This is a genomic window from Vibrio gallaecicus (genome assembly GCF_024347495.1).
In the GTDB taxonomy this organism is placed as follows: Bacteria; Pseudomonadota; Gammaproteobacteria; order Enterobacterales; family Vibrionaceae; genus Vibrio; species Vibrio gallaecicus.
The window spans coordinates 674,848-699,184 of sequence record NZ_AP025490.1; the positions used below are offsets into that span (position 1 = coordinate 674,848).

Genomic DNA, 24,337 nt, shown 5'->3' on the forward strand with positions numbered 1-24,337 from the left:
GGCTCTTATTTCCCTTCTTCTTACAATAACTCCTTCTTACAATAATCCCTTGTTGATAAACTTGCTATTGCCTGCTGTGTGCCTATACTACCCAACTGCGAAATTTTTAGTCGCATTCTCATTCATAACCAGACAAGATCACAAAAATGCAAGTTTCAGATTTTCACTTTGACCTACCTGATGAGCTTATTGCTCGCTACCCACAAGAAGAACGTACAGCAAGCCGCTTGCTTAAACTTGATGGCAATAGTGGCACTATTGCAGATGGTTCGTTTAAAGACGTTTTAGACTTGGTTCAACCAGGTGATCTTGTAGTTTTTAATAACACACGTGTAATTCCTGCTCGTCTGTTTGGTCGCAAGGAATCTGGCGGTAAGCTAGAAGTTCTTGTTGAACGAATGATTGATGAAAAAAGCATTCTTGCACATGTTCGTTGCTCTAAATCACCAAAGCCTGGCAATAAATTATTCCTTGGTGAGAACGACGAATATGAAGCGGAGATGGTGGCTCGTCATGATGCACTGTTTGAGATTCGTTTCACTTCAGAACAGAGTGTCCTTGATATACTGAATGATGTTGGTCACATGCCTCTTCCGCCTTATATTGATCGTCCTGATGAAGATGCGGATAAAGAGCGCTATCAAACGGTTTATAACGAAAAACCAGGCGCAGTTGCGGCACCAACTGCTGGTCTTCATTTTGATGATCAGCTTATGTCGAACATGAAAGACAAAGGTGTTGAATTTGCTTATGTCACACTTCACGTTGGTGCGGGTACTTTCCAGCCGGTCAAAGTCGACAATATTAATGATCACCACATGCACGCTGAGTATGTAGAAGTGCCACAAGAGGTTGTGGATGCTATCGCTGCAACAAAAGCTCGTGGTGGACGCATTATTGCCGTTGGAACTACTTCAGTTCGTTCGTTAGAAAGCGCCGCTCAAGATGCTTTAAAAAATGGAACTGAGTTAGTACCATTCTTTGGCGACACTGAAATCTTCATTTTCCCTGGATACGAATATCAGCTGGTGGATTGTTTAATTACAAATTTCCATTTACCTGAATCAACATTAATTATGTTGGTTAGCGCTTTTGCTGGTTATGATCACGTAATGAGTGCTTATGATCACGCAGTAAGCAGTGAGTATCGCTTTTTCAGCTATGGGGATGCGATGTTCATCAATAAGAAAACCAATGAGTTGGCCCTTTAAGGCAGATCTGTTTTCTTCATTAAATTAACGAGTGCTAGCAGTATGCTAGAGGGTTGAGTTCTCTTAACTTTATCTATTCGCAAGGAATTCGCGACCGCTCTCGTAGGTGAAGGTTACTGCTTCGTCTTTATCGCTAGGTATAACCGAGCATGACGTTAGCAATAACCTTTACTATAAATAAAGGTCAGATTGTTTCTCTGGCATATTGGAGGTCTCTCGTGAGATTAAAATACGAACTTAAAAAAACAAATGGTAATGCACGTCGTGGTCAACTTCAGTTTGAACGTGGCACTGTTGAAACTCCAGCATTCATGCCTGTAGGTACTTACGGTACTGTTAAAGGTATGACTCCGGAAGAAGTCAAAGACACAGGCGCTGAAATCTTACTAGGTAACACATTCCATTTATGGTTGCGCCCTGGTCAAGAGATCATGAAGCTACACGGTGATTTACACGACTTCATGAACTGGAAAGGTCCAATCTTAACGGATTCAGGCGGCTTCCAAGTATTCAGTTTAGGTAAGACTCGTAAAATTACAGAAGAAGGCGTTCATTTTCGCAGCCCTGTAAACGGCGATAAGATCTTTATGGACGCTGAGAAATCAATGCAAATCCAATACGATCTTGGTTCTGATGTTGTAATGATTTTCGACGAGTGTACTCCATACCCAGCGACTCACGATGAAGCTCGTATTTCAATGGAACGCTCTATTCGATGGGCTGATCGTAGCCGTAACGAGTTTGACCGCCAAGAAAACCAAAATTCACTTTTCGGTATTGTTCAAGGTGGCGTTTACGAAGACCTTCGTGATGTCTCTGTAAAAGCATTAACGGATATTGGCTTCGATGGCTACGCTGTTGGTGGTCTTGCCGTTGGTGAACCAAAAGAAGATATGCACCGCGTACTTGAGCACACATGCCCGCAACTGCCTGAAGATAAGCCTCGCTACCTTATGGGTGTAGGCAAACCTGAAGACTTAGTTGAAGGTGTTCGTCGTGGTATCGATATGTTCGATTGCGTTATGCCGACTCGAAATGCACGTAATGGTCACCTATTTGTGACTGGCGGTGTGATCAAGATCCGTAATGCGAAACATAAACTGGATACAACACCACTGGATCCACAATGTGACTGTTACACTTGTCAAAATTATTCAAAGTCGTACTTACATCACTTAGACCGTTGTAACGAAATTTTGGGTGCTCGTCTCAATACCATCCATAACCTTCGTTACTACCAACGTCTGATGGAAAGTATCCGCACTGCAATCGATGAAGATCGCTTTGATGCGTTTGTTGATGAGTTCTATGCTCGTCGTGATCGCGAAGTGCCGCCACTAGGCAAATAATTTTTAGTATTTCTTTTTGCGAGCCCTATCTCTAATCACTGAGTTAGGGCTTGAAATTAAAGGGATACAACCCAATTAGTTGGATTATCAATAAAATATAAATAGAGGATGTTTTTAATGTTTATTTCACAAGCTCACGCAGCAGCAGAAGGTGCACCAGCAGGTGGCGGTTTCGAAATGCTAATCATGCTAGGTATGTTCGCTGTGATCTTCTACTTCATGATCTACCGTCCGCAAGCTAAGCGTGTTAAAGAGCATAAGAACCTAATGGCTTCAATGGCTAAAGGTGATGAAGTGCTAACAAGCGGTGGTCTAATTGGTAAGATTACTAAAATCGCTGAAGACAACGATTACGTTTCAATTGAATTGAACGCAAATAATGAAGTTGTTATCAAGAAAGACTTCATTACAGCAGTGCTACCTAAAGGTACTCTGAAATCTCTATAAACAGCTAGAAGGTACTCGCTGTGCTAAACCGTTATCCGTTATGGAAGTATCTGATGGTGGTGTTTGCCATCGCTATCGCTGCGTTGTACGCACTTCCAAATTTATACGGTGAAGATCCGGCAGTTCAAGTTACAGGGGCGCGCGGCGCCTCTGTAGATATGTCAACGCTGGATGCTGTCACCAAAGCTCTTGATGCAGAGAGCCTTTCTACCAAATCCGTAGCTTTAGAAAACGGATCCATTCTTGTTCGCTTTAACGATACCGATACACAAATTAGTGCTCGTGATGTAATTAACGAAGCATTAAATGATGACGTGATTGTTGCGCTAAACTTAGCGGCTTCTACTCCAAACTGGCTTGAATCTATTGGTGCTGCACCAATGAAACTTGGTCTTGACCTGCGTGGTGGTGTTCACTTCTTAATGGAAGTGGATATGGATGCTGCAATGTCAAAACTTGTCGGTCAGCAAGAAGAAGCGTTTCGTAGTGAACTTCGTGAAGATAAGATTCGATACCGTGCTATTCGCCCTTCAGGCAAAGATGCAGTTGAAGTCTTACTACGTAATGAAGAGCAGTTAGCTGAAGCGAAAACCTTGCTTCAAACTAATCACCAAGATATGACATTTGTTGACTCTGAGTCTAACGGTCGTTTCTCTTTAGTTGCGACTTTCACCGACGCACGTCTACAAGAAATTCGTAATTACGCTGTTGAGCAAAATATCACTATTTTACGTAACCGTGTAAATGAACTTGGTGTTGCTGAGCCTCTTGTTCAAAGACAAGGCGCTAGCCGTATTGTTGTTGAATTACCAGGTGTACAAGACACTGCACGTGCTAAAGAAATTTTAGGAGCGACAGCAACGCTTGAATTTCGTGAAGTGGATGACAAAGCTGATCTTTCTGCAGCTGCAAGTGGTCGAGCTCCTGCTGGTAGTGAAATTAAGCAAGACCGTGATGGTCGCCCTGTTGTACTTAAGAAGCGTGTGATTCTTGGTGGTTCTAGCATCACAGATGCAAGTTCAAGTGTTGATGAATACGGTCGCCCACAAGTTAACATCTCGCTAGATAGCGAAGGTGGCAGCAAAATGTCTGCATTCTCTCGTCAAAATATCGGCAAGCTTATGGCTACCGTATTTACAGAGTACAAAGACAGTGGTCGTAAAAATGCAGAAGGCAGCGTTATCCTTACTCAACATGAAGAAGTGATTAACCAAGCGACGATTCAGTCGACTCTTGGTCGTAGCTTCCGTATTACGGGGATAGATTCAGCTTCTGAAGCTCATAACCTTGCACTTCTTCTACGTGCTGGTGCGTTGATCGCGCCAATATCTATTGTTGAAGAACGTACAATTGGTCCATCTATGGGTCAACAGAACATCGATATGGGTATCATGGCGATGATCTGGGGTATGGCTGCAGTAATGCTATTTACTCTGCTTTACTACCGTAAGTTTGGTTTCATTGCCAATATCGCGTTAATGGCAAACCTTGTTTTGATTATTGGCGTAATGTCGATGATCCCAGGTGCGACAATGACGCTACCAGGTATCGCAGGTATTGTTTTAACTGTCGGTATGGCGGTTGATGCGAACGTACTAATCTTTGAGCGTATTCGTGAAGAATTACGTGAGGGTAAAAACCCTCAGCAAGCGATTCACCAGGGGTACGCTAACGCATTTAGTACCATTGCAGATGCGAACATCACAACACTACTCACAGCAATTATCCTGTTTGCTGTCGGTACTGGTGCGATCAAAGGCTTCGCGGTTACGCTGTCTATTGGTATTTTAACCTCTATGTTTACTGCTATCGTAGGTACACGTTGTATCGTGAACTTAGCGTATGGCGGCAAACGCATTAAGAAATTGTCGATCTAAGGCTGGAATTAGTTATGTTTCAAATAATGAAAGCAGACAAACTGATCGACTTTATGCGTTGGTCTAAGTTTGCTGTTGTTCTATCTGTACTTATGATTGGTACTGCTATCTTCACTCTATCAACGAAATCGTTGAACTGGGGTCTAGATTTTACCGGCGGTACTTTGATTGAAGTAGGTTTTGAAGACCCTGCGAACCTTCAAGATATTCGTGGTGCATTAGAAGCAAATGGCTTCGGTGATGCTACGGTACAAAACTTCGGTTCAGCTCGTGATGTAATGGTTCGTTTGCGTCCTCGTGATGGGGTTGCAGGTGAAACGCTTGGAAACCAGATTCTGACTGCTATTGAGCAAGGAACTGGCGAACAAGTTGAAATGCGTCGTATCGAATTTGTTGGTCCAAATGTTGGTGATGAATTAACAGAAGCGGGCGGTCTTGCGATTCTAGTGTCGCTTATTTGTATCTTGATTTATGTCTCAGTTCGTTTTGAATGGCGTTTAGCTGCGGGTGCGGTATTAGCACTTGCGCACGATGTTATTATCACGCTCGGCGTATTCTCTTTAATGCAAATTGAAGTAGACCTTACTATCGTTGCAGCATTACTAACGGTCGTCGGTTACTCTCTTAACGATACGATAGTGGTATTTGACCGGATCCGTGAAAACTTCCGTAAGATGCGTAAAGGTGACTCTGTTGAAGTGATGAATAACTCGATTACTCAAACTCTAAGTCGTACTTTGATTACTTCAGGTACTACATTGTTCGTAGTAATTGCGCTGTTTGTTCAAGGCGGAGCAATGATCCATGGTTTTGCTACGGCATTACTTTTAGGTATTACTGTTGGTACTTATTCTTCAATCTACGTTGCATCAGCACTAGCTCTGAAACTGGGTATTACACGTGAACACCTAATGCCACCTCAAATTGAAAAAGAAGGTGAAGAGTTAGATGAAATGCCATAGAAACTCTAAGGTGTTTTAGATGATTTTAAAAACCGCTAGGAAACTAGCGGTTTTTTTGTTTTATACGGTTAACAATGTTACAACAGATCCATGAGCATTGCAGGAGCTGGTTATGGACTTGAATTCACTGAAGTATTTTATTGCTGTATATGAAGAGAAAGGAGTTTCTAATGCCGCAATCCAGTTAGGGGTCACTCCTTCTGCAGTAAGCCAAAATATTTCTAAGCTCAATGAATATTATAATGAAGTCCTGTTTATTCGCTCTGGTAGTCACTTAGTTCCTACAAGCAAAGGGGTTAGCTTGTATGAGTCTATTAAGCCTCATATTGAAGCTATTACCACTGAATCTATAGCTCTACGCAATCCAAGAAAATCTAAACGAGTTATCTCATACTTTAGTCATAAAGATGGAGATATTCTTTTTTACCCACAGTTATTAGAGAAAATATCAAATTCGAATTTTGATGTGTCTTTAAATAATCGAGCCAACTATGTTCATAAAGATGACTGGGTTGATGAACTGGTGCTAAGAAAAGCTGATTTTTTAATTTCGACTCATACTGTTGAACATCGTGGATTTGAAAATATTTTATTGTTTGAAGAAGAGTTAGTGGCTGTGTGTAGAAAAGGTCACTTAAAAGAAAAACTTATGAATGATCAATCTTGTTTCCTTGAGCAAGACTTCATTGCTTGGAGCACCAGTAAAGACCAACCATTCGTTCTTGATTCTTTATATGCAGGTGATATTGAAAATAGAAATATTGTTTATTCTTCAGATTCCTTGCTTACAACTTTATATATGGTGTCTAAAAGCGAGTTAGTTTGTGTCGTACCTAAGTATCATGCACAACTACTTGAACAAGAACTTAAGTTATCTATTTTCCCACTTCCATTCGAAGAATCATTATCCATTCCAGTCTACCTCAGCTATCGAAAAATACCGAAGAAAGACATCGTCTTGAATTGGATGATTAAGCAAATTCAAGAGATTGTCCAAAACAAGTCATCGATTATTTAACTAAAACTACAAACCGATTTAAGCTCAACTTAAGACGCTCTCTCTATTATATCTAGCTATGAAGTCAGCCACTTTCTTACTCTAGGTATTTTATGAAAAAACATATTTCACTTCCTTTACTAGCATCAGTCATTCTTTTATTTGGTTGTGACGGTGAATACGACGCTCCTGGTTACGAAGTTCAAGGTGACGAAGAGTTTATTGAATATTCACTTCTTTATGATGATGCTATGCGTTCTGCATGCTCTGATTGTGGTGTTCATATTGGTTATTCTGAAGGAGTAGCGTATGGATCTGTTAACCCAAGCCGGATGAATGTCGCTGCGGGTAGAACGGGGGAAAGTGCAAATTACGCTTACTTAGAACATAAATACAACTCAATAGAATTAATTCCATTTAATATCTCTGGTGATTTAGAGTCTCAAAGCACAATACGTCTAGACAGTTCTTCATTGGAGCTAGTTTATGGAGAGCTTAAAAATAAGATCGTATGTATTAGCTTCGCTTCTACTCCAACGCACATCGTAGTAACCGGTTTGTATTCAGGATATTGGTATGGTGGTGATTCGAATAAGCGATGCAAGATCGTTGACGGTGCTAGGAACTTATTATCAACAGTTGGTTATTGATTAATTTCTTTATCGGCTTATAAAGCGCTTAATGCAATGCATTAGGCGTTTTTTTGTTTCAGGTAGATAGGAATTAAGCATTACTATTAGAAAGAAAAAAGCCTCGCAAATGCGAGGCTTTCAAATTTGTATACTCTAGAGAGTATTTACGATAGGCGTGAATTACTTCAGCATACCTTCGTTTGCGTGTTCACGAACGTGCTTAAGAATAGACTTAACACCGCGTGCGCTAGAAGCTACAACGTTACCTGACTTCATGTAATCAGTACCGCCAGCGAAATCAGTTAGGATTGCACCAGATTCACGAGCAATAAGGTCGCCAGCTGCTAGATCCCAAGGCTTTAGATTTAGTTCTAGGTAACCGTCAACACGACCTGCAGCCAAGTAGCATAGGTCAAGTGCTGGAGAGCCTGTACGACGGAAGTCAGAACAATCAATGAATAGACCAGAGATGATCTTCATGAAAGATTCAGAGTGCTGTTTAGCTTTGAAAGGGAAACCTGTTGCAATAACAGTACCTTGAAGGTCTTTAAGCTGAGTAACACGCATACGAGCGTTGTTAAGTTGAGCGCCAGCGCCACGTTGAGCTGTGAATAGCTCGTTTAGCATTGGGTCATAAACACAAGCAACTTCAGTACGACCGTTCATGCGAACAGCAATCGAAACTGAGAAGTGAGGGAAACCTTTTACAAAGTTGTTGGTGCCATCTAGTGGGTCAACGATCCATTGTACGTCAGAGTCTTTACCTTCAGTAAGGCCTTTCTCTTCAGAGATAATGCTGTGCTCTGGGTAAGATGATTTAATTGTCTCAATAATCATGTACTCAGCTTCTTCAGCTATGTTAGTAACATAATCGTTGTTACCTTTTAGAGACGTTTCGATCTTATCAGTTGTTTCTAGAGATTTAGCAATATGGTTGCCAGCTTTACGCGCAGCGCGTATCGCAATGTTTAGCATTGGATGCATAGGGTTTTCCCACAAGATGTTAAAGAACAGGTTAAAGCGGCGGCGAGTATACCAAACTTTTAGGAAAAGGGAAGTGGTTGTTTTTTGAACTTTCGATTTCACATAACCACTAGCCTCTGACCATTTTACTTAGCGATGTGTTAATATCTCGCGGTTATTTTTTAAGTGGTGTCATTTAGCATGTTAGACAACGTAAAAGTCGTATTAGTCGGCACATCTCATTCTGGTAATATTGGTTCAGCAGCTCGCGCTATGAAAGTTATGGGGCTAAGCCAATTAGTATTAGTTGATCCCCAGTGTGAGGTTGATGAACAGACCTTAGCACTAGCCGCTGGTGCTGGTGATATTGCAGAAAACGCAACGATTGTTGCTACTCTAGATGAAGCCGTAAAAGATTGTGGTTTAGTGGTGGGCTCAAGTGCTCGCTCTCGAACTTTAGAATGGCCAATGCTTGAACCTCGTGAATGTGGAGAGAAGTTTGCCGTTGAAGGGCAAAAGCATCCTGTCGCTTTAGTCTTCGGCCGTGAACGTACTGGCTTAACGAATGATGAGCTGCAAAAGTGTCATTTCCACGTATGTATTCCAGCAAACCCTGAATACAGCTCATTAAACTTAGCAATGGCAGTGCAAACGCTAAGTTATGAAGTGCGCGTGGCTCATCTTAATGCAGAAGCGAGTCAGTACCCTGAACAACCTCAGGATGAATACCCTCGACACAATGAATTAGAAATGTTCTATGAGCACCTTGAAAAAGTCATTATCGATACCCAATTTATCTCTAAAGATAAGCCAGGGCTTGTGATGAATAAACTTCGTCGTTTATTTAGTAGAGCGAGACCTGAGCTTCAAGAGATCAATACCTTACGTGGTATTTTGACCTCAATTGAGAAGTCTCAAAAGAATAAATAAAGTCCTTACAAAGATAAAGGATGAATACCTGACTAAATTAGTCAAATAAATACTTGACCATTTTAGTCAGGTATGGAAAAATTCCAACCACATAAACAATGTGGATACGGTGTGGTATGAAACTTACATCTAAAGGAAGATATGCAGTTACAGCCATGCTAGATGTGGCACTGCATTCACAGACAAACCCTGTACCTCTGGCTGATATATCAGAGCGACAAGGTATTTCATTATCTTACTTAGAGCAGCTTTTCTCTAAGTTACGTAAAGCTGGTTTAGTCGCGAGTGTTCGAGGACCTGGTGGTGGTTACCGCTTAGGTGAAGATGCTCACAATATTGCTGTTGGTACTGTTATCGCAGCGGTAGATGAATCAGTAGATGCAACTAAGTGTCACGGTCGAGCCGATTGCCAAGGTGGCAGTCGTTGTTTAACTCACGCATTATGGCGTGATTTAAGCTCCCGTATTAGTAGCTTTCTTAATGACATTACGCTCGGCGAGCTAATGAAAGATAACGAAGTGTTAGAAATTTCAGACCGTCAAGATATCGATCTTGCGGTTACAAATGGTTTTACACAAAAAAATACGAGCACTACAACGATTAGTGCAGCACCTAACGGTGTACATGCCCGCTCTTAGCGGTCAGTTTTTACATTGGAGTAGAAAATGAAACTGCCTATTTACTTTGACTATTCAGCTACATGCCCAGTTGATCCACGTGTTGCTGAAAAAATGGTTCAGTGTATGACGATGGACGGGAACTTCGGTAACCCTGCATCTCGTTCACACCGTTACGGCTGGCAGGCAGAAGAATCTGTAGATAATGCTCGTGAGCAAATTGCCGATTTATTGAATGCAGACCCACGTGAAATTGTTTTCACTTCGGGTGCAACAGAATCTGACAACCTTGCAATTAAAGGTGCTGCGCACTTTTACGAGAAGAAAGGTAAACACGTAATCACGTGTAAAACAGAACATAAAGCTGTTCTAGATCCATGTCGTCAACTAGAGCGTGAAGGTTTCGAGGTTACATACCTAGAGCCTGAAGCAAACGGCATCATCGATCTAGACAAGCTACAAGCAGCAATGCGTGAAGATACGGTTCTAGTTTCTATCATGCACGTAAACAACGAGATTGGTGTAATCCAAGATATCTCTGCAATTGGCGAATTATGTCGTTCACGCAAGATCATCTTCCACGTTGATGCGGCTCAGTCTGCGGGTAAAATTCCACTAGACGTAAAAGAGATGAAAGTTGATCTTATCTCGATGTCTGCACACAAAGCATACGGTCCTAAAGGCATCGGAGCTTTGTACGTTCGTCGTAAGCCTCGTATTCGCCTAGAAGCGCAAATGCACGGTGGCGGTCATGAACGTGGTTTCCGTTCTGGTACTCTTGCTACTCACCAAATCGTGGGTATGGGCGAAGCGTTTGCTATTGCTAAACAAGATATGCAGAAAGATTACGATCACGCACTAGCACTTCGTGAGCGCCTACTTAAAGGTGTTCAAGATCTAGAAGCAGTAACTGTGAACGGCGACTTAGATCAACGTGTACCACATAACCTGAACGTGAGCTTTGCTTTTGTTGAAGGTGAGTCTCTGCTTATGTCTCTAAAAGACCTAGCGGTATCATCAGGTTCTGCATGTACATCAGCAAGCCTAGAGCCTTCATATGTTCTACGTGCTCTTGGTCTTAACGATGAACTGGCACACAGTTCAGTACGTTTCTCATTCGGCCGTTTCACAACGGAAGAAGAAATCGACTACGCGATTGCACAAATTCGTGTAGCGGTAAATAAATTACGCGACATGTCTCCTCTATGGGATATGTATAAAGAAGGGATTGATCTGAACACCGTTGAGTGGGCTCATCATTAATCTCAAGGAACTAGAGGATTCGAGGTAACTATCATGGCATATAGCGAAAAAGTAATTGATCACTACGAAAACCCACGTAACGTAGGTTCGTTTGATAAAGAAGACCCAAGTGTAGGGAGCGGCATGGTTGGCGCTCCAGCTTGTGGCGACGTAATGAAACTGCAAATCAAAGTATCTGCTGAAGGTATTATTGAAGATGCAAAATTCAAAACTTACGGTTGTGGTAGCGCAATCGCTTCTAGCTCACTAGTTACAGAGTGGGTTAAAGGTAAAAGTATTGATGAAGCAGCAGCGATTAAAAATGCAGAAATTGCAGAAGAATTAGAATTACCACCAGTGAAAGTTCACTGTTCAATTCTAGCTGAAGATGCAATCAAAGCAGCTGTTGCAGATTACAAAAAGAAGCACTAATCGCTTAAATATCGTAATCACGTCGACAAAATAAGTAATATTTGGGAGTACCCTTTGTGCTCCCACTTGAGTTCTCAATTTATATAAAACACAAGGTTGTAGTATGGCCATCACCATGACAGATACGGCAGCAAGCCGAGTTCAAGCTTTCCTAGATAATCGTGGAAAAGGTCTCGGGTTACGCTTAGCGGTAAAAACTACTGGCTGTTCAGGTATGGCGTATGTACTAGAGTTCGTTGACGAGCTTAACGAAGAAGACGAAGTGTTTGAGCATTCAGGTGTTAAGGTCATCATTGATCCAAAAAGCCTAGTATACCTAGATGGTACTGAGCTTGATTATGTAAAAGAAGGCCTAAACGAAGGTTTTGAATTCAACAACCCTAACGCGAAAGGCGAGTGTGGTTGTGGTGAAAGCTTCAATGTATAAGTGCTTTGGTTTGTAGCCGAAGAATAGAGTTAGGCTCTATTGTAGAGCCTAAAATTTAGGACCGTCTTTACATGAATCATTTTGAATTATTTGGGCTACCACTTCAGTTTCAGCTGGATGGTAGCCTTCTTTCTTCTCAGTTTCGAGAACTGCAGCGTCAATTCCACCCAGATAACTTTGCGATAGCTTCAGAGCGAGAGCGCCTGCTTTCCGTTCAAAAAGCCGCTCAAATCAATGATGCGTATCAAATCCTTAAAAGCCCAATTGATCGAGCTGAATACTTGCTTGTTCAGCATGGGGTGGACATTCGTAGTGAGCAGCAAACGCTTCAAGATCCGATGTTCTTGATGGAGCAGATGGAATTACGAGAAGAATTGGAAGACATTGCAGACAGTTCTGAACCAGAAGACGCACTTTTTGCGTTCGAAGGTAAAGTTAGCAAGATGTATAAACAACAATTAAAAGCTATCGAACAAGAACTAGACACTGAAGCGTGGTTAGAAGCGGCAGATCGCGTTAGAAAACTTAAGTTTATTGCAAAATTAAAGAATGAAATCGAATTAGTCGAAGACCGTTTAATCGGCTAGTTTGTTTAACAAGGACACATCCATGGCATTACTTCAAATTGCAGAACCTGGACAAAGCTCCGCTCCTCATGAGCATAAGCTAGCAGTAGGTATCGATTTAGGCACAACCAACTCTTTGGTTGCGTCGGTTCGCAGTGGTGAATCGAGCACATTAACGGATGATCAAGGGCGAAGTATTTTGCCTTCAGTCGTCCACTACCAATCTGAATCCCATACCACTGGTAATGAAGCTCGCCAGAATGCTCAGGTTGATCCTAAAAATACGATCATTTCAGTTAAGCGTTTAATTGGTCGTTCTCTTGCGGATATTAAACAGAGATACCCATCACTACCTTACCAGTTTGAAGAAAGTGACAATGGCTTGCCAGTTATTCGCACTGAACAAGGGACTAAAAACCCGATTCAGGTTTCTGCTGATATCCTTAAGGCTCTTGGTCAGCGTGCAGAAGCGACTTTAGGTGGTGAGCTTTCTGGTGCCGTTATTACTGTTCCTGCCTATTTTGATGATGCACAACGAGCGGGAACGAAAGACGCAGCTAGCTTAGCTGGTCTGCATGTTCTTCGCTTATTGAACGAGCCAACGGCAGCAGCGATTGCTTATGGTCTTGATTCTGGTCAGGAAGGCGTTATCGCGGTTTATGACCTTGGTGGCGGTACTTTTGATATTTCTATTTTACGATTATCGAAAGGTGTCTTTGAGGTTCTAGCGACAGGTGGTGACTCTGCCTTGGGCGGTGATGACTTTGACCACCTGATAGCTGAATATTTTCAAGAGCAAATCGGTTTATCTGACTTAACAGCAGAGCAAAATCGTATTTTATTAGATGCTGCAACAGAAGCTAAAATCGGTTTGTCTCAAGCTGATAGTGTAGATGTTGATGTATTAGGTTGGAACGGTTCACTGACTCGTGAAACGTTTGAAGAAACTATCAGCCCACTCGTTAAGAAAACATTGCTTTCGTGCCGTCGTGCATTAAGAGATGCAGGTGTAGATGCGGATGAGGTACTTGAAGTTGTGATGGTTGGTGGTTCAACTCGAACTCCTTTAGTGCGTAGCAAAGTGGGTGAGTTCTTTGGTAGAACCCCGCTAACAAATATCAACCCTGATGAAGTGGTTGCGATAGGGGCATCTATTCAAGCAGATATCCTTGTTGGTAATAAGCCAGATTCAGAGATGTTGCTTTTAGATGTTATTCCGCTTTCACTCGGCATTGAAACCATGGGCGGTTTGGTTGAAAAAATCATTCCGCGTAACACCACAATTCCTGTAGCGAAAGCACAAGAGTTTACCACGTTCAAAGATGGGCAGACCGCAATGACGGTTCATACTGTTCAAGGTGAGCGTGAGATGGTTGATGACTGCCGTTCATTGGCTCGATTTGCACTAAAAGGCATTCCTCCAATGGCTGCCGGTGCTGCGCATATTCGAGTGACTTACCAAGTTGATGCTGATGGTCTGTTGTCTGTTACTGCCATGGAAAAGAGCACGGGAGTGCAAGCTGAAATTCAGGTTAAGCCGTCTTATGGTTTAAGTGACGACGAAGTTGCGAACATGCTTAAAGATTCGATGACTTACGCAAAAGAAGACATGCAAGCTCGTGCCTTAGCGGAGCAACGTGTTGAAGCTGACCGTGTTATTGAAGGTTTGATTGTTGCAATCGAAGCCGATGGTGATGAGCTATTGAGTGAACCTGAAAAGCAACAGCTTATTCAAGCTATCGAAACGCTTATTGAAATGCGTAATGGCGACAGTGCGGATGCCATTGAAGCTGAAATTAAAAATGCCGATAAAGCGAGCCAAGACTTCGCTTCTCGTCGTATGGACAAATCAATTCGAGCTGCACTATCTGGTCAGTCAGTCGATAATATTTAATAGTTAGAGAATAGATTAACATGCCAAAGATTATTGTTTTACCTCACGAAGATCTCTGTCCTGAAGGCGCTGTTTTGGAAGCTAAAACTGGCGAAACCGTTCTAGACGTAGCATTGAAAGCAGGCATTGGTATTGAGCACGCTTGTGAGAAATCATGTGCGTGTACGACATGTCACATTGTTATTCGTGAAGGTTTCGATTCACTAGAAGAGAGTGATGATCTTGAAGATGACATGCTAGATAAAGCATGGGGTCTGGAGATGGAATCTCGTTTAGGTTGCCAAGCAAAAGTGGCAGCAGAAGATTTAGTTGTTGAGATTCCAAAGTACACCTTGAACCTTGCTTCTGAAGAGCATTAAAGCGCGTTTGTTACCACTCGTAACTGAATAAGGAAATATGATGAGCTTAAAATGGACTGATTCACGTGATATCGCGATAGAGTTGTGTGATTTATACCCTGAGACGGATCCTAAAACGGTACGTTTTACTGACCTTCACCAATGGATACTCGATTTAGAAGAGTTCGAAGATGAACCTAATAAATCAAATGAGAAAATCCTAGAAGCAGTAATCCTATGTTGGATGGATGAAATGGATTAACTGCCATTCGGCAAGCTTTCTGAATCAGGTAACTCAGTTATTCGTAAGAGGCTTTAAATAGGGCTTCTGTGAAAATATAGCCAAGTTAACAATTCTTACTAAAAAAAGCGGACCTTATGGTCCGTTTTTTTATCAAAGTGACATTTTACTTCGACATAATGCTAACATCAGGTCGCTCATAAAGAATAATCTGAATGGCATGAGTGACTGGAATAAAGTCATCATCATTCAAAGACAAGGAGAAAACATGTCTACACAAATGTCCGTATTTTTAAGTCAAGAACCTGCCCAGCCTCAGTGGGGAAACAAAGCAATCTTATCGTTTTCAGAAAACGGTGCGACTATTCATTTAGGTGAAGGGCATGATTTCGGCGCAATTCAGCGCGCAGCTCGTAAGCTTGACGGACAAGGCATCGCATTTATTTCTCTTCAAGGCGAAAGCTGGGATTTGGAAAGTGTTTGGGCATTTTACCAAGGTTATCGTGGTCCGAAGAAAGCGAATAATATTGAATGGGATTCTCTATCTGAAGAAGCTCAATCAGAACTAGAAGCTCGTATTCGTGCTACTGATTGGACTCGTGATGTAATTAACAAAACAGCTGAAGAAGTGGCTCCGCGCCAACTTGCGACTATGGCTGCTGAGTACATTAAATCAGTTGCTCCTCAAGGCACAGTTAAAGCAAAAGTTGTAAAAGATAAAGACTTGCTAACAGAAGGCTGGGAAGGCATTTATGCCGTTGGTCGAGGTTCAGAGCGAACGTCAGCGATGCTGCAGCTAGACTTTAACCCAACAGGTGATGAAAGTGCGCCTGTTTTTGCTTGCCTAGTCGGTAAGGGTATTACGTTTGATTCAGGTGGTTACAGCATTAAGCCTGGTCAGTTTATGACGGCAATGAAAGCCGACATGGGTGGTGCAGCAACAATCACTGGTGGGCTTGGTCTTGCAATTGAACGTGGTTTAAATAAGCGTGTAAAACTTATCCTATGTTGTGCTGAGAACATGATCTCAGGTCGTGCGCTCAAACTGGGCGACATCATTACTTACAAAAACGGTAAGACAGTAGAAATCATGAATACTGATGCTGAAGGGCGTTTAGTACTTGCTGATGGTCTGATGTACGCTTGTGAACAAAGCCCTGAACTTATCATTGACTGTGCAACATTAACTGGTGCAGCTAAAAACGCATTAGGTAATGATTACCACGCACTTCTAAGCTTTGATGATGAGCTTTCTCACCAAGCTCTAACGGCGGCAAATCAAGAAAAAGAAGGGTTATGGCCTCTTCCTCTTGCTGACTTCCACCGTGGTATGTTGCCATCTAATTTTGCCGATTTATCTAATATTTCAAGCGGTGATTACACTCCTGGTGCAAGTACCGCTGCCGCATTTTTATCTTACTTTGTTGACGATTATAAGAAAGGCTGGCTACATATGGATTGTGCTGGTACTTACCGTAAGTCAGCGAGTGATAAGTGGGCTGCAGGCGCAACAGGTATGGGTGTTCGCACACTTGCTCGTTTACTTGTAGACCAAGCTAAATAACTGAAAGAACATCTTTAGGGCAACGCGCTTGTTGCTCTTAACTATCCTATTTTTATAACAAAAAAAATGACGTATAAGGAAACACCATGGCTCTAGAAAGAACATTTTCAATTGTTAAGCCTGATGCTGTTAAACGTAACCTTGTGGGTGAAATTTACCACCGCATTGAAAAAGCAGGATTACAAATTATTGCTGCTAAAATGGTTCAATTAACTGAAGAGCAAGCGAGTGGCTTTTATGCAGAGCATGAAGGCAAAGAGTTTTTCCCAGCTCTTAAAGAGTTCATGACCTCTGGACCTATTATGGTTCAAGTTCTAGAAGGCGAAGACGCTATTTGCCGCTATCGTGAGCTAATGGGTAAAACGAACCCTGAAGAAGCGGCTTGTGGCACTATTCGTGCGGATTACGCTATCAGCATGCGTTACAATTCTGTACATGGTAGCGATAGCCCTGAATCAGCGGCTCGTGAAATTGAATTCTTCTTCCCAGAATCAGAAATTTGCCCTCGTCCAGAATAAATTTAAAGACGTTGATGAATACTTAGACCTCACAATGTGGGGTCTTTTTTGTTTTTATCGGGGCTAGATAAAGAATAGGCTAAATATTAATCGTTATGGTTGAATGCCTTACCAAACTCAAGGTCTTACAGCACTTGTTGACGATGAGTAAAGGCTGTACAATTCGCGCCCTTATTTATCGTTCCGTCATTGAGAGGCATCATGACCACAGCTAAAATCAATCTACTCGATTTTGATCGTAAAGGTCTTCGTAAATTTTTCATAGAAGAGCTAGATGAAAAGGCGTTTCGAGCAGAGCAAGTGATGAAGTGGATTTATCATTTTGGTGTCGATGACTTCGAAAAAATGAATAACATCAACAAAAAACTGCGTGAGAAATTGATCCGTAAATGCGAGATTAAAGCTCCGGTTGTTTCTGATGCCCAGCACTCTTCTGACGGCACTATCAAGTGGGCGATGCGAGTTGGCGATCAAGATGTTGAAACGGTCTATATTCCAGATGGTGACCGAGCAACGCTGTGTGTGTCTTCACAGGTTGGTTGTGCTCTTGAATGTAAATTTTGCTCAACAGCTCAGCAAGGCTTCAACCGTAACCTTAAAGTTTCTGAAATTGTAGGTCAGATCTGGCGTGCAGCTCGTGAGATTGGACTTGAAAAAGAAACGGGTCGTCGTCCTATCACTAACGTGGTAATGATGGGAATGGGTGAGCCACTTCTTAATATGAAGAACCTCATGCCATCACTAGAAATTATGCTGGATGACTTAGGCTTTTCACTGTCAAAGCGTCGTGTGACTGTATCAACATCTGGTGTTGTTTCTGGTCTTGACCAAATGACTGATAACATTGATGTGGCTTTAGCTATTTCACTGCATGCGCCGAATGATGCGCTTCGTAGTGAAATTATGCCAATTAATGATCGCTGGGATATTCAAGATTTCTTAGCATCAGTTCGTCGCTATATTGCATCTTCAAATGCAAACCGCGGTAAGGTGACAGTTGAGTACGTTTTGCTTGATCGTGTAAATGATGACATGGACCATGCTCGTGAGCTTGCGGAGCTTATGAAAGGTACGCCTTGTAAAATTAACTTAATCCCGTTTAACCCATACCCAGGTTCTCCTTATAAGAAACCAAGTAACTCTCGTATTGACCGTTTCCAAAAAACATTGATGGAATACAACTATACTGTCACTGTACGCAAAACTCGTGGTGATGATATTGATGCTGCTTGCGGACAATTAGTAGGTGACGTGATAGATAGAACGAAACGTACCAAAATGCTGAAAGCAGCCAGTGAAGCGAATCTTATTGCTGGTGGCGTTATCGAAGTCAAAGCGGTATAAAACACCATTTTAATGAAAACAAGCCAGGGGTAATACTTCTGGCTTGTTGCTTTCTGGCTTCAAAATACCTGTCAATTTTGGCTGTGACTCCATGTTTCCTTACATTTTCAGTTAATTTTTAGACAAAAGCTTGAGCTAACGGTAAATTTTGTTGAAAGTGTTTTTGTCTTGTAATGGCATTAGCTTATGATTGATACTGCTTAGTGTTTTAAGCTTTAGCTTGTAGCTCAAACCAGAAATTGTCTATTTAGGTTGGTTACCTGTGAAAACTGCCGAAGTATAAGTACTGCTGTTGTTTTCTATTTTTAAATTATGTTTGAGTAGCAAGAATAATTTTCATCTATTACGAACCATTTGATTGAGCCATATTAAAATAAAAACGTTCTCCATTATTCGTAGTATTACTTTAGAAGTTCACCTTTATGAACACAGAACAAGATATTCAAGCATCGCAAAATGCAAGTGCGAGACCAGAAGCTGGCACAATATTAAAGAACAAGCGTGAGTCTTTAGGGCTGACTCAAAAGCAAATTGCTGATCGACTTAAACTTCGTATTACCGTTATACAAAAAATTGAAGAAAACCAGTTTGAATCCGATCTCGTGGCTACCTTTACCCGAGGTTACCTCCGTTCTTATGCCAAATGCGTTAATGTTGATGAAAAGGTAGTGCTAGATGCATTGGATCATGCGGGCGATGCTCAGCATGAAGAACAAGAAATGCAAAGCTTTTCACGTAAAACTAATACCGAAAAGCATAACAGCAGAATCATGAGCCTAACTTGGGGCATTTTTGTCGTTATCGTTGGTATTTCATCTATTTGGTGGTGGCAAAATCAAGAACAAGATACTTTGGCCGTTACTTCTAGTGAGCCAGCCGTTGAAGAACAACTTCAAGAAGAATTATTAAGTACACCATCAGAAGCTGATTTATCAACGATTGCTTCTGAAGAGCTTACTGCTGATTTCGAACCTACGGTTTCTAATGCAGAGCAAGCTTCTACCGCTACGACTACAACTTCTGCAGCTGCGTCAGATGAAATGAACGTATCAGATACCAATCCAGCGGAAGCAAACACTGAGGTGCCTGCTGTAATTGAAGACGTGCTAGTAGTAGAGTCCATTGCACAAGTTGAACCCTTATTAAATGAACTGGTAATGCAGTTTAAAGCAGACTGCTGGATTCAAGTAAAAGATGCCACTGGTGCCACTCTTTCTACTGGGATTAAAAAAGCAGGGCAATCGCTTAACCTTTCTGGAACTACGCCATATAAAGTGGTTCTAGGTGCACCTGAAGGTGTATCAATGACATTTGCAAGTGAACCTGTCGACCTTTCTGGGTATACTTCAGGCAAAGTAGCAAGAATCACCTTACCTTAGAGTCAATATGCAACCCGAATCTCCTATTATTCGTCGCAAATCAACCCGCATTTATGTGGGTGATGTACCGATCGGTGATGGTGCACCTATCGCTGTGCAGTCCATGACCAATACAAGAACAACAGACGTTGCGGCGACTGTTGCTCAAATTAAAGCACTTGAAAATGTAGGTGCTGATATTGTTCGCGTTTCTGTTCCAACAATGGATGCAGCAGAGGCTTTCAAGCTAATCAAACAACAAGTTTCAATTCCTTTGGTTGCTGATATCCACTTTGATTACCGCATTGCGTTAAAAGTTGCGGAATATGGAGTGGACTGTTTGCGTATCAACCCCGGAAACATTGGTAATGAAAGCCGTATTCGGTCGGTTGTTGATTGCGCAAAAGATATGAATATCCCAATCCGTATTGGCGTAAATGGTGGCTCACTTGAGAAAGACATCCAAGTGAAATACACCGAACCTACAGCGGAAGCTCTACTTGAATCGGCAATGCGTCATGTAGACATCCTTGATCGTATGAATTTCGATCAGTTTAAAGTCAGCGTAAAAGCGTCAGATGTATTTCTGGCTGTTGGTTCATATCGATTACTGGCGAAACAGATTGATCAGCCTCTTCACTTAGGCATTACAGAAGCTGGCGGTGCGCGTGCTGGTTCTGTTAAATCGGCTGTGGGTTTGGGGATGCTATTATCGGAAGGTATTGGTGATACATTGCGAATCTCACTTGCCGCTGACCCGGTAGAAGAGATAAAAGTTGGTTTTGATATTCTTAAATCTCTACGCATTCGTTCTCGCGGCATCAACTTTATTGCGTGTCCAAGCTGTTCTCGTCAAGAGTTTGATGTGATCAATACAGTGAATGCATTAGAAGAGCGCTTAGAAGATGTGATCACTCCAATGGATGTATCAATCATTGGCTGTGTTGTGAACGGTCCTGGTGAAGCTGAAGTCTCTCATTTAGGTCTTGCAGGCAGTGCACGTAAGAGTGCTTTCTATGAAGATGGTAAGCGCCAAAAAGAACGTTTTGATAATAACGATCTAGTCGACCAGCTTGAAGCAAGAATTCGAGCAAAAGCATCGGTGCTTGATGAAAGTAATCGTATTGATGTACAAAACTTAGAAGATTAATTCAATTTCAATGAGTGGGTGATTTCTTTTAGTTATTACTCCTCCTTGAAAGCATGATGGAAAAATTATTGTGGCTAAAAATATTCAAGCAATTCGAGGCATGAACGATTGCCTTCCAACTCAATCACCACTGTGGCAGAAAGTAGAAAACGCTGTGAAAAATGTGGTGAGTGCACACGGTTATAACGAAGTGCGTATGCCTATCGTTGAAGAAACAAACCTATTTAGCCGTGCGGTTGGTGAAGAGACTGACGTTGTTTCAAAAGAAATGTACACCTTTGATGATCGTAATGGCGATAGCCTAACGCTTCGTCCTGAAGGTACTGCTGGCTGTGTACGTTCATGTATCCAAAATAGCCTGATCAACCGTGATGAACAGCGCCTATGGTACATGGGGCCAATGTTCCGTCACGAACGTCCTCAAAAAGGTCGTTACCGTCAATTCCACCAATGTGGTGTTGAGGTGTTTGGCTTAGAAGGTCCAGATGTAGACGCTGAACTTATTATGATGACTGCACGTCTATGGCGTGAGCTAGGTATCGACAAGCAAGTTCGTTTAGAGCTGAACTCTATTGGTTCTCAAGAAGATCGCGTAAGCTACCGCACTGCGTTAGTGGCGTATCTTGAGCAACATATTGACATACTAGATGAAGATTGTAAGCGTCGTATGCACACGAACCCTTTACGTGTACTAGATACCAAGAACCCAGACGTTCAAGCTATCTTAGGTGACGCTCCTCGACTATCTGAATATTTAGGCGAAGAATCAAAACAACATTTTGCTGGTTTATGTGAACTTCTTGACGCTGTTGGTATCGAATACCAAGTTAATGAGCGCCTAGTACGTGGTCTAGATTACTACAACCGCACTGTATTTGAGTGGATCACTGACAGCCTTGGTGCGCAAGGTACAGTTTGTGGTGGTGGTCGTTACGATGGTCTTGTTGAGCAACTTGGTGGTAAAGCTACCCCTGCTGTTGGCTTCGCAATGGGTTTAGAGCGTTTAGTGCTAATGATGGAAACTCTAGAGCTAACAGAAGTTCGTCGTAGCGTTGACGTATATATGGTTGCCGCAGGCGAAGGAACGATGATCGCGGGCATGCAATTAGCGAATCAATTACGCGATACTGTTGAAGGTGTGCGTGTAATGAGTCACTTCGGTGGCGGTAACTTCAAGAAGCAATTTAAACGTGCTGACAAAGTAGGTGCGGTTGTAGCGCTTGTCCTTGGTGAAAACGAAGTAGCTGATGGAACTGTAGTTCTTAAAGATCTTGTTGCCGGAACACAAGAAACGCTTTCTCAAGCCGACGTAGCTCCAAAAATTGCAGCGCTTATCTAATTAAGCCATTAAAGATTATTAAGCGATGAAGCATTCTTTATCGCTTTACTAAAGAATTAAAGAGGACAGGAAGTGGAACTTTACGATACTGAAGAACAACAAGTTGAAGCCATTAAAGATTGGTGGAAAGAGAATGGCAAAGCCGTAATCTTTGGTGCTGTTATTGGTTTAGGCGGTTTATTTGGCTGGCGTTATTACCAAGACTCAGCGATTCAAGCTCGTGAGGCGGCTTCTGAAAGCTATACTTCAGCAATTTCTGTTTTAGATGCTAAAGGGGCAGATGCACAAGCTGACATTCAAAGCTTTATTGATTCTAACTCTGACGCTGAATACTCTGTTCTAGCGGCAATGCAATTAGCGAAAGCTCAAGTTGAAGCTGGTAACCTTGATGAAGCATTAAAGCAACTAGAGTGGGCTAAGGCGGCAACGAAAGACGCAGCACTTTCTCCATTGCTAGCTTACCGCGTAGCTCGTATTAAAGCTGAGCAAGGTAACTTTGATGCTGCTCTTACTGAGCTAAGCGCGATACCTGACGAATCATGGAAAGGTCGAGTAGCTGAGTTACGAGGTGATATTTCACTTCGTAAAGGTGACTCTGGTGCAGCATACAGCGCGTACTCTGAAGCTCAACAAGCTGCTGATGCAAGCCAAACGCTGCAAATTAAACTCGACGACCTAGCTAAGTAAGGCAGATCTCAATGAAGAGAATGTTCCAAAAATCGGTACTTTCTAAATTCACGATCTGTGCTCTTGGTCTTGGATTACTTGCTGGCTGTGCCAGTGAGGAAGACACTGTCATTATGGCTCCTGTGCCTGTGGTGAAGAGTGAATTTACACCGTCGACTGAGTGGTCAACTTCAATTGGTGACGGAGTCGGGCACTATTTTTCAAAGCTCAACCCTGAGTTTGCTTATGGGAAAGTATTTCTTGCAAGCCGAGATGGCTTAGTAAAAGCACTTGACCCTGAAACGGGCAAAGAAATTTGGAAAGCCGATCTTGAAAAAGAGGTTTATGCACGTTTATCTGGTGGTTTGACTGCTGCTTACGGACAAATATTTGTTGGTACTGAGAACGGCGAAGTCATTTCTCTTGACGAAGAAACGGGTGAAGAACTTTGGCGAGTGCTGGTTAATGGTGAAGTATTAGCTTCTCCTGCAACTGACAGTAACTTAGTCCTTGTTCATACTAGCCGCGGTATGCTGATTGCTCTTGATCAAGCGACTGGCGAACAAAAATGGACAATAAGTACTGAAGTTCCTAGCTTAACACTTCGTGGAGACAGTGCGCCTGTTGCCGTTTCTGGTGGTGTCTTCTGGGGAACTGCAAATGGCCGTTTAGCAGCCGCTATTGTTGAACGTGGTCAACTTATTTGGCAACAGCCTGTTGGCACACCCCAAGGTGCGACTGAAATTGATCGTCTAGTCGATGTTGATGCTTCTCCAATTGTTTTAGGTGGAACGCTTTATACCATTGGTATTAATGGCCAGTTGATAGGAATTGATTTACGTTCAGGTAAACCAACTTGGAAACGTAATTATTCTTCAGCCATCGATATGACTAGCGATGGTAGCCGTATTTTTGTTGTTACGGATAAAGATCATGTAGTAGCTGTGGATGCTCGAAGCGGTACTGAGCTGTGGAAGACAGATAAACTTGAAAACCGCTTACTGACGGCACCAGCACTTATTGATAATTATCTAGTAGTTGGCGACAGTGAAGGTTACTTACATTGGTTAGATCGCTCAACTGGTGAATTTGTTGCTCAGCAGTTAGTGCATGACAGTGGATTCTCGGTTAGCCCTATTGAACTACCTGAAGGTTACTTGATCGTTACTCGCAATGGCGATGTAAAGAAACTGACGATTAGCCAATAAAGCGTGATATAATTCACAATCGGCTCCTGGTTGGTAACAGCTAGGAGCCGTTTTGTTGTTATAAA

25 protein-coding genes are annotated in these 24,337 nt (G+C 42.2%); 24 read left to right on the plus strand and 1 reads right to left on the minus strand.

Features of this window, described 5'->3' with window-relative positions; all coding sequences use genetic code 11:
• Positions 1–146: 146 nt before the first annotated feature.
• From queA to OCU78_RS03000, 7 genes are all read left to right on the plus strand, one after another.
• A complete protein-coding gene (gene queA / locus OCU78_RS02970) occupies positions 147–1,211 on the plus strand; it encodes a tRNA preQ1(34) S-adenosylmethionine ribosyltransferase-isomerase QueA (RefSeq protein WP_137374977.1) in 1,065 nt (354 codons plus the stop codon).
• A gap of 218 nt (positions 1,212–1,429) precedes the next feature.
• The gene (tgt, locus tag OCU78_RS02975; protein WP_137374976.1) at positions 1,430–2,560 is read left to right on the plus strand and encodes a tRNA guanosine(34) transglycosylase Tgt; all 1,131 of its coding nucleotides are present in this window, start codon (positions 1,430–1,432) and stop codon (positions 2,558–2,560) included.
• Between the two features lie 117 nt (positions 2,561–2,677).
• The gene (gene yajC, locus OCU78_RS02980) at positions 2,678–3,007 is read left to right on the plus strand and encodes a preprotein translocase subunit YajC (RefSeq protein ID WP_137374975.1); all 330 of its coding nucleotides are present in this window, start codon (positions 2,678–2,680) and stop codon (positions 3,005–3,007) included.
• A gap of 20 nt (positions 3,008–3,027) precedes the next feature.
• A complete protein-coding gene (secD, locus tag OCU78_RS02985; protein ID WP_137374974.1) occupies positions 3,028–4,884 on the plus strand; it encodes a protein translocase subunit SecD in 1,857 nt (618 codons plus the stop codon).
• Positions 4,885–4,898: 14 nt separating this feature from the next.
• Positions 4,899–5,846: a protein translocase subunit SecF gene (gene secF / locus OCU78_RS02990; RefSeq protein WP_137374973.1), complete on the plus strand. Its 948-nt coding sequence runs from the start codon at positions 4,899–4,901 to the stop codon at positions 5,844–5,846.
• Between the two features lie 112 nt (positions 5,847–5,958).
• Positions 5,959–6,864, plus strand: coding sequence for a LysR family transcriptional regulator (locus OCU78_RS02995; RefSeq protein WP_137374972.1), 906 nt, complete (start codon positions 5,959–5,961; stop codon positions 6,862–6,864).
• A gap of 92 nt (positions 6,865–6,956) precedes the next feature.
• Positions 6,957–7,493 (plus strand): hypothetical protein, encoded by a 537-nt coding sequence (locus OCU78_RS03000; protein ID WP_137374971.1) that lies wholly within the window; start codon positions 6,957–6,959, stop codon positions 7,491–7,493.
• Positions 7,494–7,655: 162 nt separating this feature from the next.
• On the opposite strand, the gene suhB is transcribed toward OCU78_RS03000, so the two are convergent.
• Complete coding sequence (gene suhB, locus OCU78_RS03005) at positions 7,656–8,459, minus strand: inositol-1-monophosphatase (protein ID WP_137375009.1); 804 nt, start codon at positions 8,457–8,459, stop codon at positions 7,656–7,658.
• A gap of 180 nt (positions 8,460–8,639) precedes the next feature.
• Between suhB and trmJ the strand changes: the two genes are divergently transcribed.
• The 17 genes from trmJ (at position 8,640) to bamB (ending at position 24,272) form a co-directional block, all read left to right on the plus strand.
• A complete protein-coding gene (gene trmJ / locus OCU78_RS03010) occupies positions 8,640–9,368 on the plus strand; it encodes a tRNA (cytosine(32)/uridine(32)-2'-O)-methyltransferase TrmJ (RefSeq protein WP_137374970.1) in 729 nt (242 codons plus the stop codon).
• 116 nt (positions 9,369–9,484) lie between these two features.
• Positions 9,485–10,006 carry a Fe-S cluster assembly transcriptional regulator IscR gene (iscR, locus tag OCU78_RS03015; protein ID WP_137374969.1) on the plus strand — a complete coding sequence of 174 codons (522 nt, stop codon included), beginning with the start codon at positions 9,485–9,487 and terminating at the stop codon, positions 10,004–10,006.
• Positions 10,007–10,033: 27 nt separating this feature from the next.
• Positions 10,034–11,248 (plus strand): IscS subfamily cysteine desulfurase, encoded by a 1,215-nt coding sequence (locus tag OCU78_RS03020; protein ID WP_050644450.1) that lies wholly within the window; start codon positions 10,034–10,036, stop codon positions 11,246–11,248.
• A gap of 33 nt (positions 11,249–11,281) precedes the next feature.
• On the plus strand, positions 11,282–11,659 hold the full coding sequence (gene iscU, locus OCU78_RS03025; RefSeq protein ID WP_137374968.1) for a Fe-S cluster assembly scaffold IscU: 378 nt from the start codon (positions 11,282–11,284) through the stop codon (positions 11,657–11,659).
• A 103-nt stretch (positions 11,660–11,762) separates the two neighbouring features.
• Positions 11,763–12,086 carry an iron-sulfur cluster assembly protein IscA gene (gene iscA, locus OCU78_RS03030; RefSeq protein WP_004735095.1) on the plus strand — a complete coding sequence of 108 codons (324 nt, stop codon included), beginning with the start codon at positions 11,763–11,765 and terminating at the stop codon, positions 12,084–12,086.
• A gap of 71 nt (positions 12,087–12,157) precedes the next feature.
• On the plus strand, positions 12,158–12,673 hold the full coding sequence (gene hscB, locus OCU78_RS03035) for a co-chaperone HscB (protein WP_137374967.1): 516 nt from the start codon (positions 12,158–12,160) through the stop codon (positions 12,671–12,673).
• Between the two features lie 22 nt (positions 12,674–12,695).
• Positions 12,696–14,546 (plus strand): Fe-S protein assembly chaperone HscA, encoded by a 1,851-nt coding sequence (gene hscA, locus OCU78_RS03040; RefSeq protein ID WP_137374966.1) that lies wholly within the window; start codon positions 12,696–12,698, stop codon positions 14,544–14,546.
• A gap of 20 nt (positions 14,547–14,566) precedes the next feature.
• Positions 14,567–14,905, plus strand: a complete 339-nt coding sequence (gene fdx, locus OCU78_RS03045; protein ID WP_137374965.1) for an ISC system 2Fe-2S type ferredoxin — start codon at positions 14,567–14,569, stop codon at positions 14,903–14,905.
• 40 nt (positions 14,906–14,945) lie between these two features.
• Entirely contained in the window at positions 14,946–15,146 is a 201-nt protein-coding gene (iscX, locus tag OCU78_RS03050) for a Fe-S cluster assembly protein IscX (protein WP_137374964.1), read from the plus strand.
• A 247-nt stretch (positions 15,147–15,393) separates the two neighbouring features.
• Entirely contained in the window at positions 15,394–16,689 is a 1,296-nt protein-coding gene (gene pepB / locus OCU78_RS03055) for an aminopeptidase PepB (protein ID WP_137374963.1), read from the plus strand.
• Positions 16,690–16,775: 86 nt separating this feature from the next.
• The gene (gene ndk, locus OCU78_RS03060) at positions 16,776–17,207 is read left to right on the plus strand and encodes a nucleoside-diphosphate kinase (RefSeq protein WP_137374962.1); all 432 of its coding nucleotides are present in this window, start codon (positions 16,776–16,778) and stop codon (positions 17,205–17,207) included.
• A 201-nt stretch (positions 17,208–17,408) separates the two neighbouring features.
• A complete protein-coding gene (locus OCU78_RS03065; RefSeq protein ID WP_137374961.1) occupies positions 17,409–18,551 on the plus strand; it encodes a bifunctional tRNA (adenosine(37)-C2)-methyltransferase TrmG/ribosomal RNA large subunit methyltransferase RlmN in 1,143 nt (380 codons plus the stop codon).
• Between the two features lie 422 nt (positions 18,552–18,973).
• On the plus strand, positions 18,974–19,930 hold the full coding sequence (gene rodZ / locus OCU78_RS03070; RefSeq protein WP_137374960.1) for a cytoskeleton protein RodZ: 957 nt from the start codon (positions 18,974–18,976) through the stop codon (positions 19,928–19,930).
• Positions 19,931–19,937: 7 nt separating this feature from the next.
• Positions 19,938–21,059, plus strand: a complete 1,122-nt coding sequence (ispG, locus tag OCU78_RS03075) for a flavodoxin-dependent (E)-4-hydroxy-3-methylbut-2-enyl-diphosphate synthase (RefSeq protein WP_137374959.1) — start codon at positions 19,938–19,940, stop codon at positions 21,057–21,059.
• 70 nt (positions 21,060–21,129) lie between these two features.
• Positions 21,130–22,398, plus strand: coding sequence for a histidine--tRNA ligase (hisS, locus tag OCU78_RS03080; protein ID WP_137374958.1), 1,269 nt, complete (start codon positions 21,130–21,132; stop codon positions 22,396–22,398).
• A 72-nt stretch (positions 22,399–22,470) separates the two neighbouring features.
• On the plus strand, positions 22,471–23,085 hold the full coding sequence (locus tag OCU78_RS03085) for a YfgM family protein (protein ID WP_137374957.1): 615 nt from the start codon (positions 22,471–22,473) through the stop codon (positions 23,083–23,085).
• Positions 23,086–23,096: 11 nt separating this feature from the next.
• Positions 23,097–24,272 (plus strand): outer membrane protein assembly factor BamB, encoded by a 1,176-nt coding sequence (bamB, locus tag OCU78_RS03090; protein WP_137374956.1) that lies wholly within the window; start codon positions 23,097–23,099, stop codon positions 24,270–24,272.
• Positions 24,273–24,337: the final 65 nt, after the last annotated feature.

Excerpts from the sequence above, each read along its gene's own strand:
- secF (WP_137374973.1), top strand. The coding sequence starts at position 4,899 with ATGTTTCAAATAATGAAAGCAGACAAACTGATCGACTTTATGCGTTGG.
- iscU (WP_137374968.1), top strand. The coding sequence starts at position 11,282 with ATGGCATATAGCGAAAAAGTAATTGATCACTACGAAAACCCACGTAAC.
- hscA (WP_137374966.1), top strand. The coding sequence starts at position 12,696 with ATGGCATTACTTCAAATTGCAGAACCTGGACAAAGCTCCGCTCCTCAT.
- suhB (WP_137375009.1), bottom strand. The coding sequence starts at position 8,459 with ATGCATCCAATGCTAAACATTGCGATACGCGCTGCGCGTAAAGCTGGC.
- OCU78_RS03020 (WP_050644450.1), top strand. The coding sequence starts at position 10,034 with ATGAAACTGCCTATTTACTTTGACTATTCAGCTACATGCCCAGTTGAT.
- ndk (WP_137374962.1), top strand. The coding sequence starts at position 16,776 with ATGGCTCTAGAAAGAACATTTTCAATTGTTAAGCCTGATGCTGTTAAA.
- ispG (WP_137374959.1), top strand. The coding sequence starts at position 19,938 with ATGCAACCCGAATCTCCTATTATTCGTCGCAAATCAACCCGCATTTAT.
- iscA (WP_004735095.1), top strand. The coding sequence starts at position 11,763 with ATGGCCATCACCATGACAGATACGGCAGCAAGCCGAGTTCAAGCTTTC.
- queA (WP_137374977.1), top strand. The coding sequence starts at position 147 with ATGCAAGTTTCAGATTTTCACTTTGACCTACCTGATGAGCTTATTGCT.
- rodZ (WP_137374960.1), top strand. The coding sequence starts at position 18,974 with ATGAACACAGAACAAGATATTCAAGCATCGCAAAATGCAAGTGCGAGA.
- trmJ (WP_137374970.1), top strand. The coding sequence starts at position 8,640 with ATGTTAGACAACGTAAAAGTCGTATTAGTCGGCACATCTCATTCTGGT.
- pepB (WP_137374963.1), top strand. The coding sequence starts at position 15,394 with ATGTCTACACAAATGTCCGTATTTTTAAGTCAAGAACCTGCCCAGCCT.
- OCU78_RS02995 (WP_137374972.1), top strand. The coding sequence starts at position 5,959 with ATGGACTTGAATTCACTGAAGTATTTTATTGCTGTATATGAAGAGAAA.
- OCU78_RS03000 (WP_137374971.1), top strand. The coding sequence starts at position 6,957 with ATGAAAAAACATATTTCACTTCCTTTACTAGCATCAGTCATTCTTTTA.
- fdx (WP_137374965.1), top strand. The coding sequence starts at position 14,567 with ATGCCAAAGATTATTGTTTTACCTCACGAAGATCTCTGTCCTGAAGGC.
- iscR (WP_137374969.1), top strand. The coding sequence starts at position 9,485 with ATGAAACTTACATCTAAAGGAAGATATGCAGTTACAGCCATGCTAGAT.
- iscX (WP_137374964.1), top strand. The coding sequence starts at position 14,946 with ATGAGCTTAAAATGGACTGATTCACGTGATATCGCGATAGAGTTGTGT.
- bamB (WP_137374956.1), top strand. The coding sequence starts at position 23,097 with ATGAAGAGAATGTTCCAAAAATCGGTACTTTCTAAATTCACGATCTGT.
- OCU78_RS03065 (WP_137374961.1), top strand. The coding sequence starts at position 17,409 with ATGACCACAGCTAAAATCAATCTACTCGATTTTGATCGTAAAGGTCTT.
- yajC (WP_137374975.1), top strand. The coding sequence starts at position 2,678 with ATGTTTATTTCACAAGCTCACGCAGCAGCAGAAGGTGCACCAGCAGGT.
- hscB (WP_137374967.1), top strand. The coding sequence starts at position 12,158 with ATGAATCATTTTGAATTATTTGGGCTACCACTTCAGTTTCAGCTGGAT.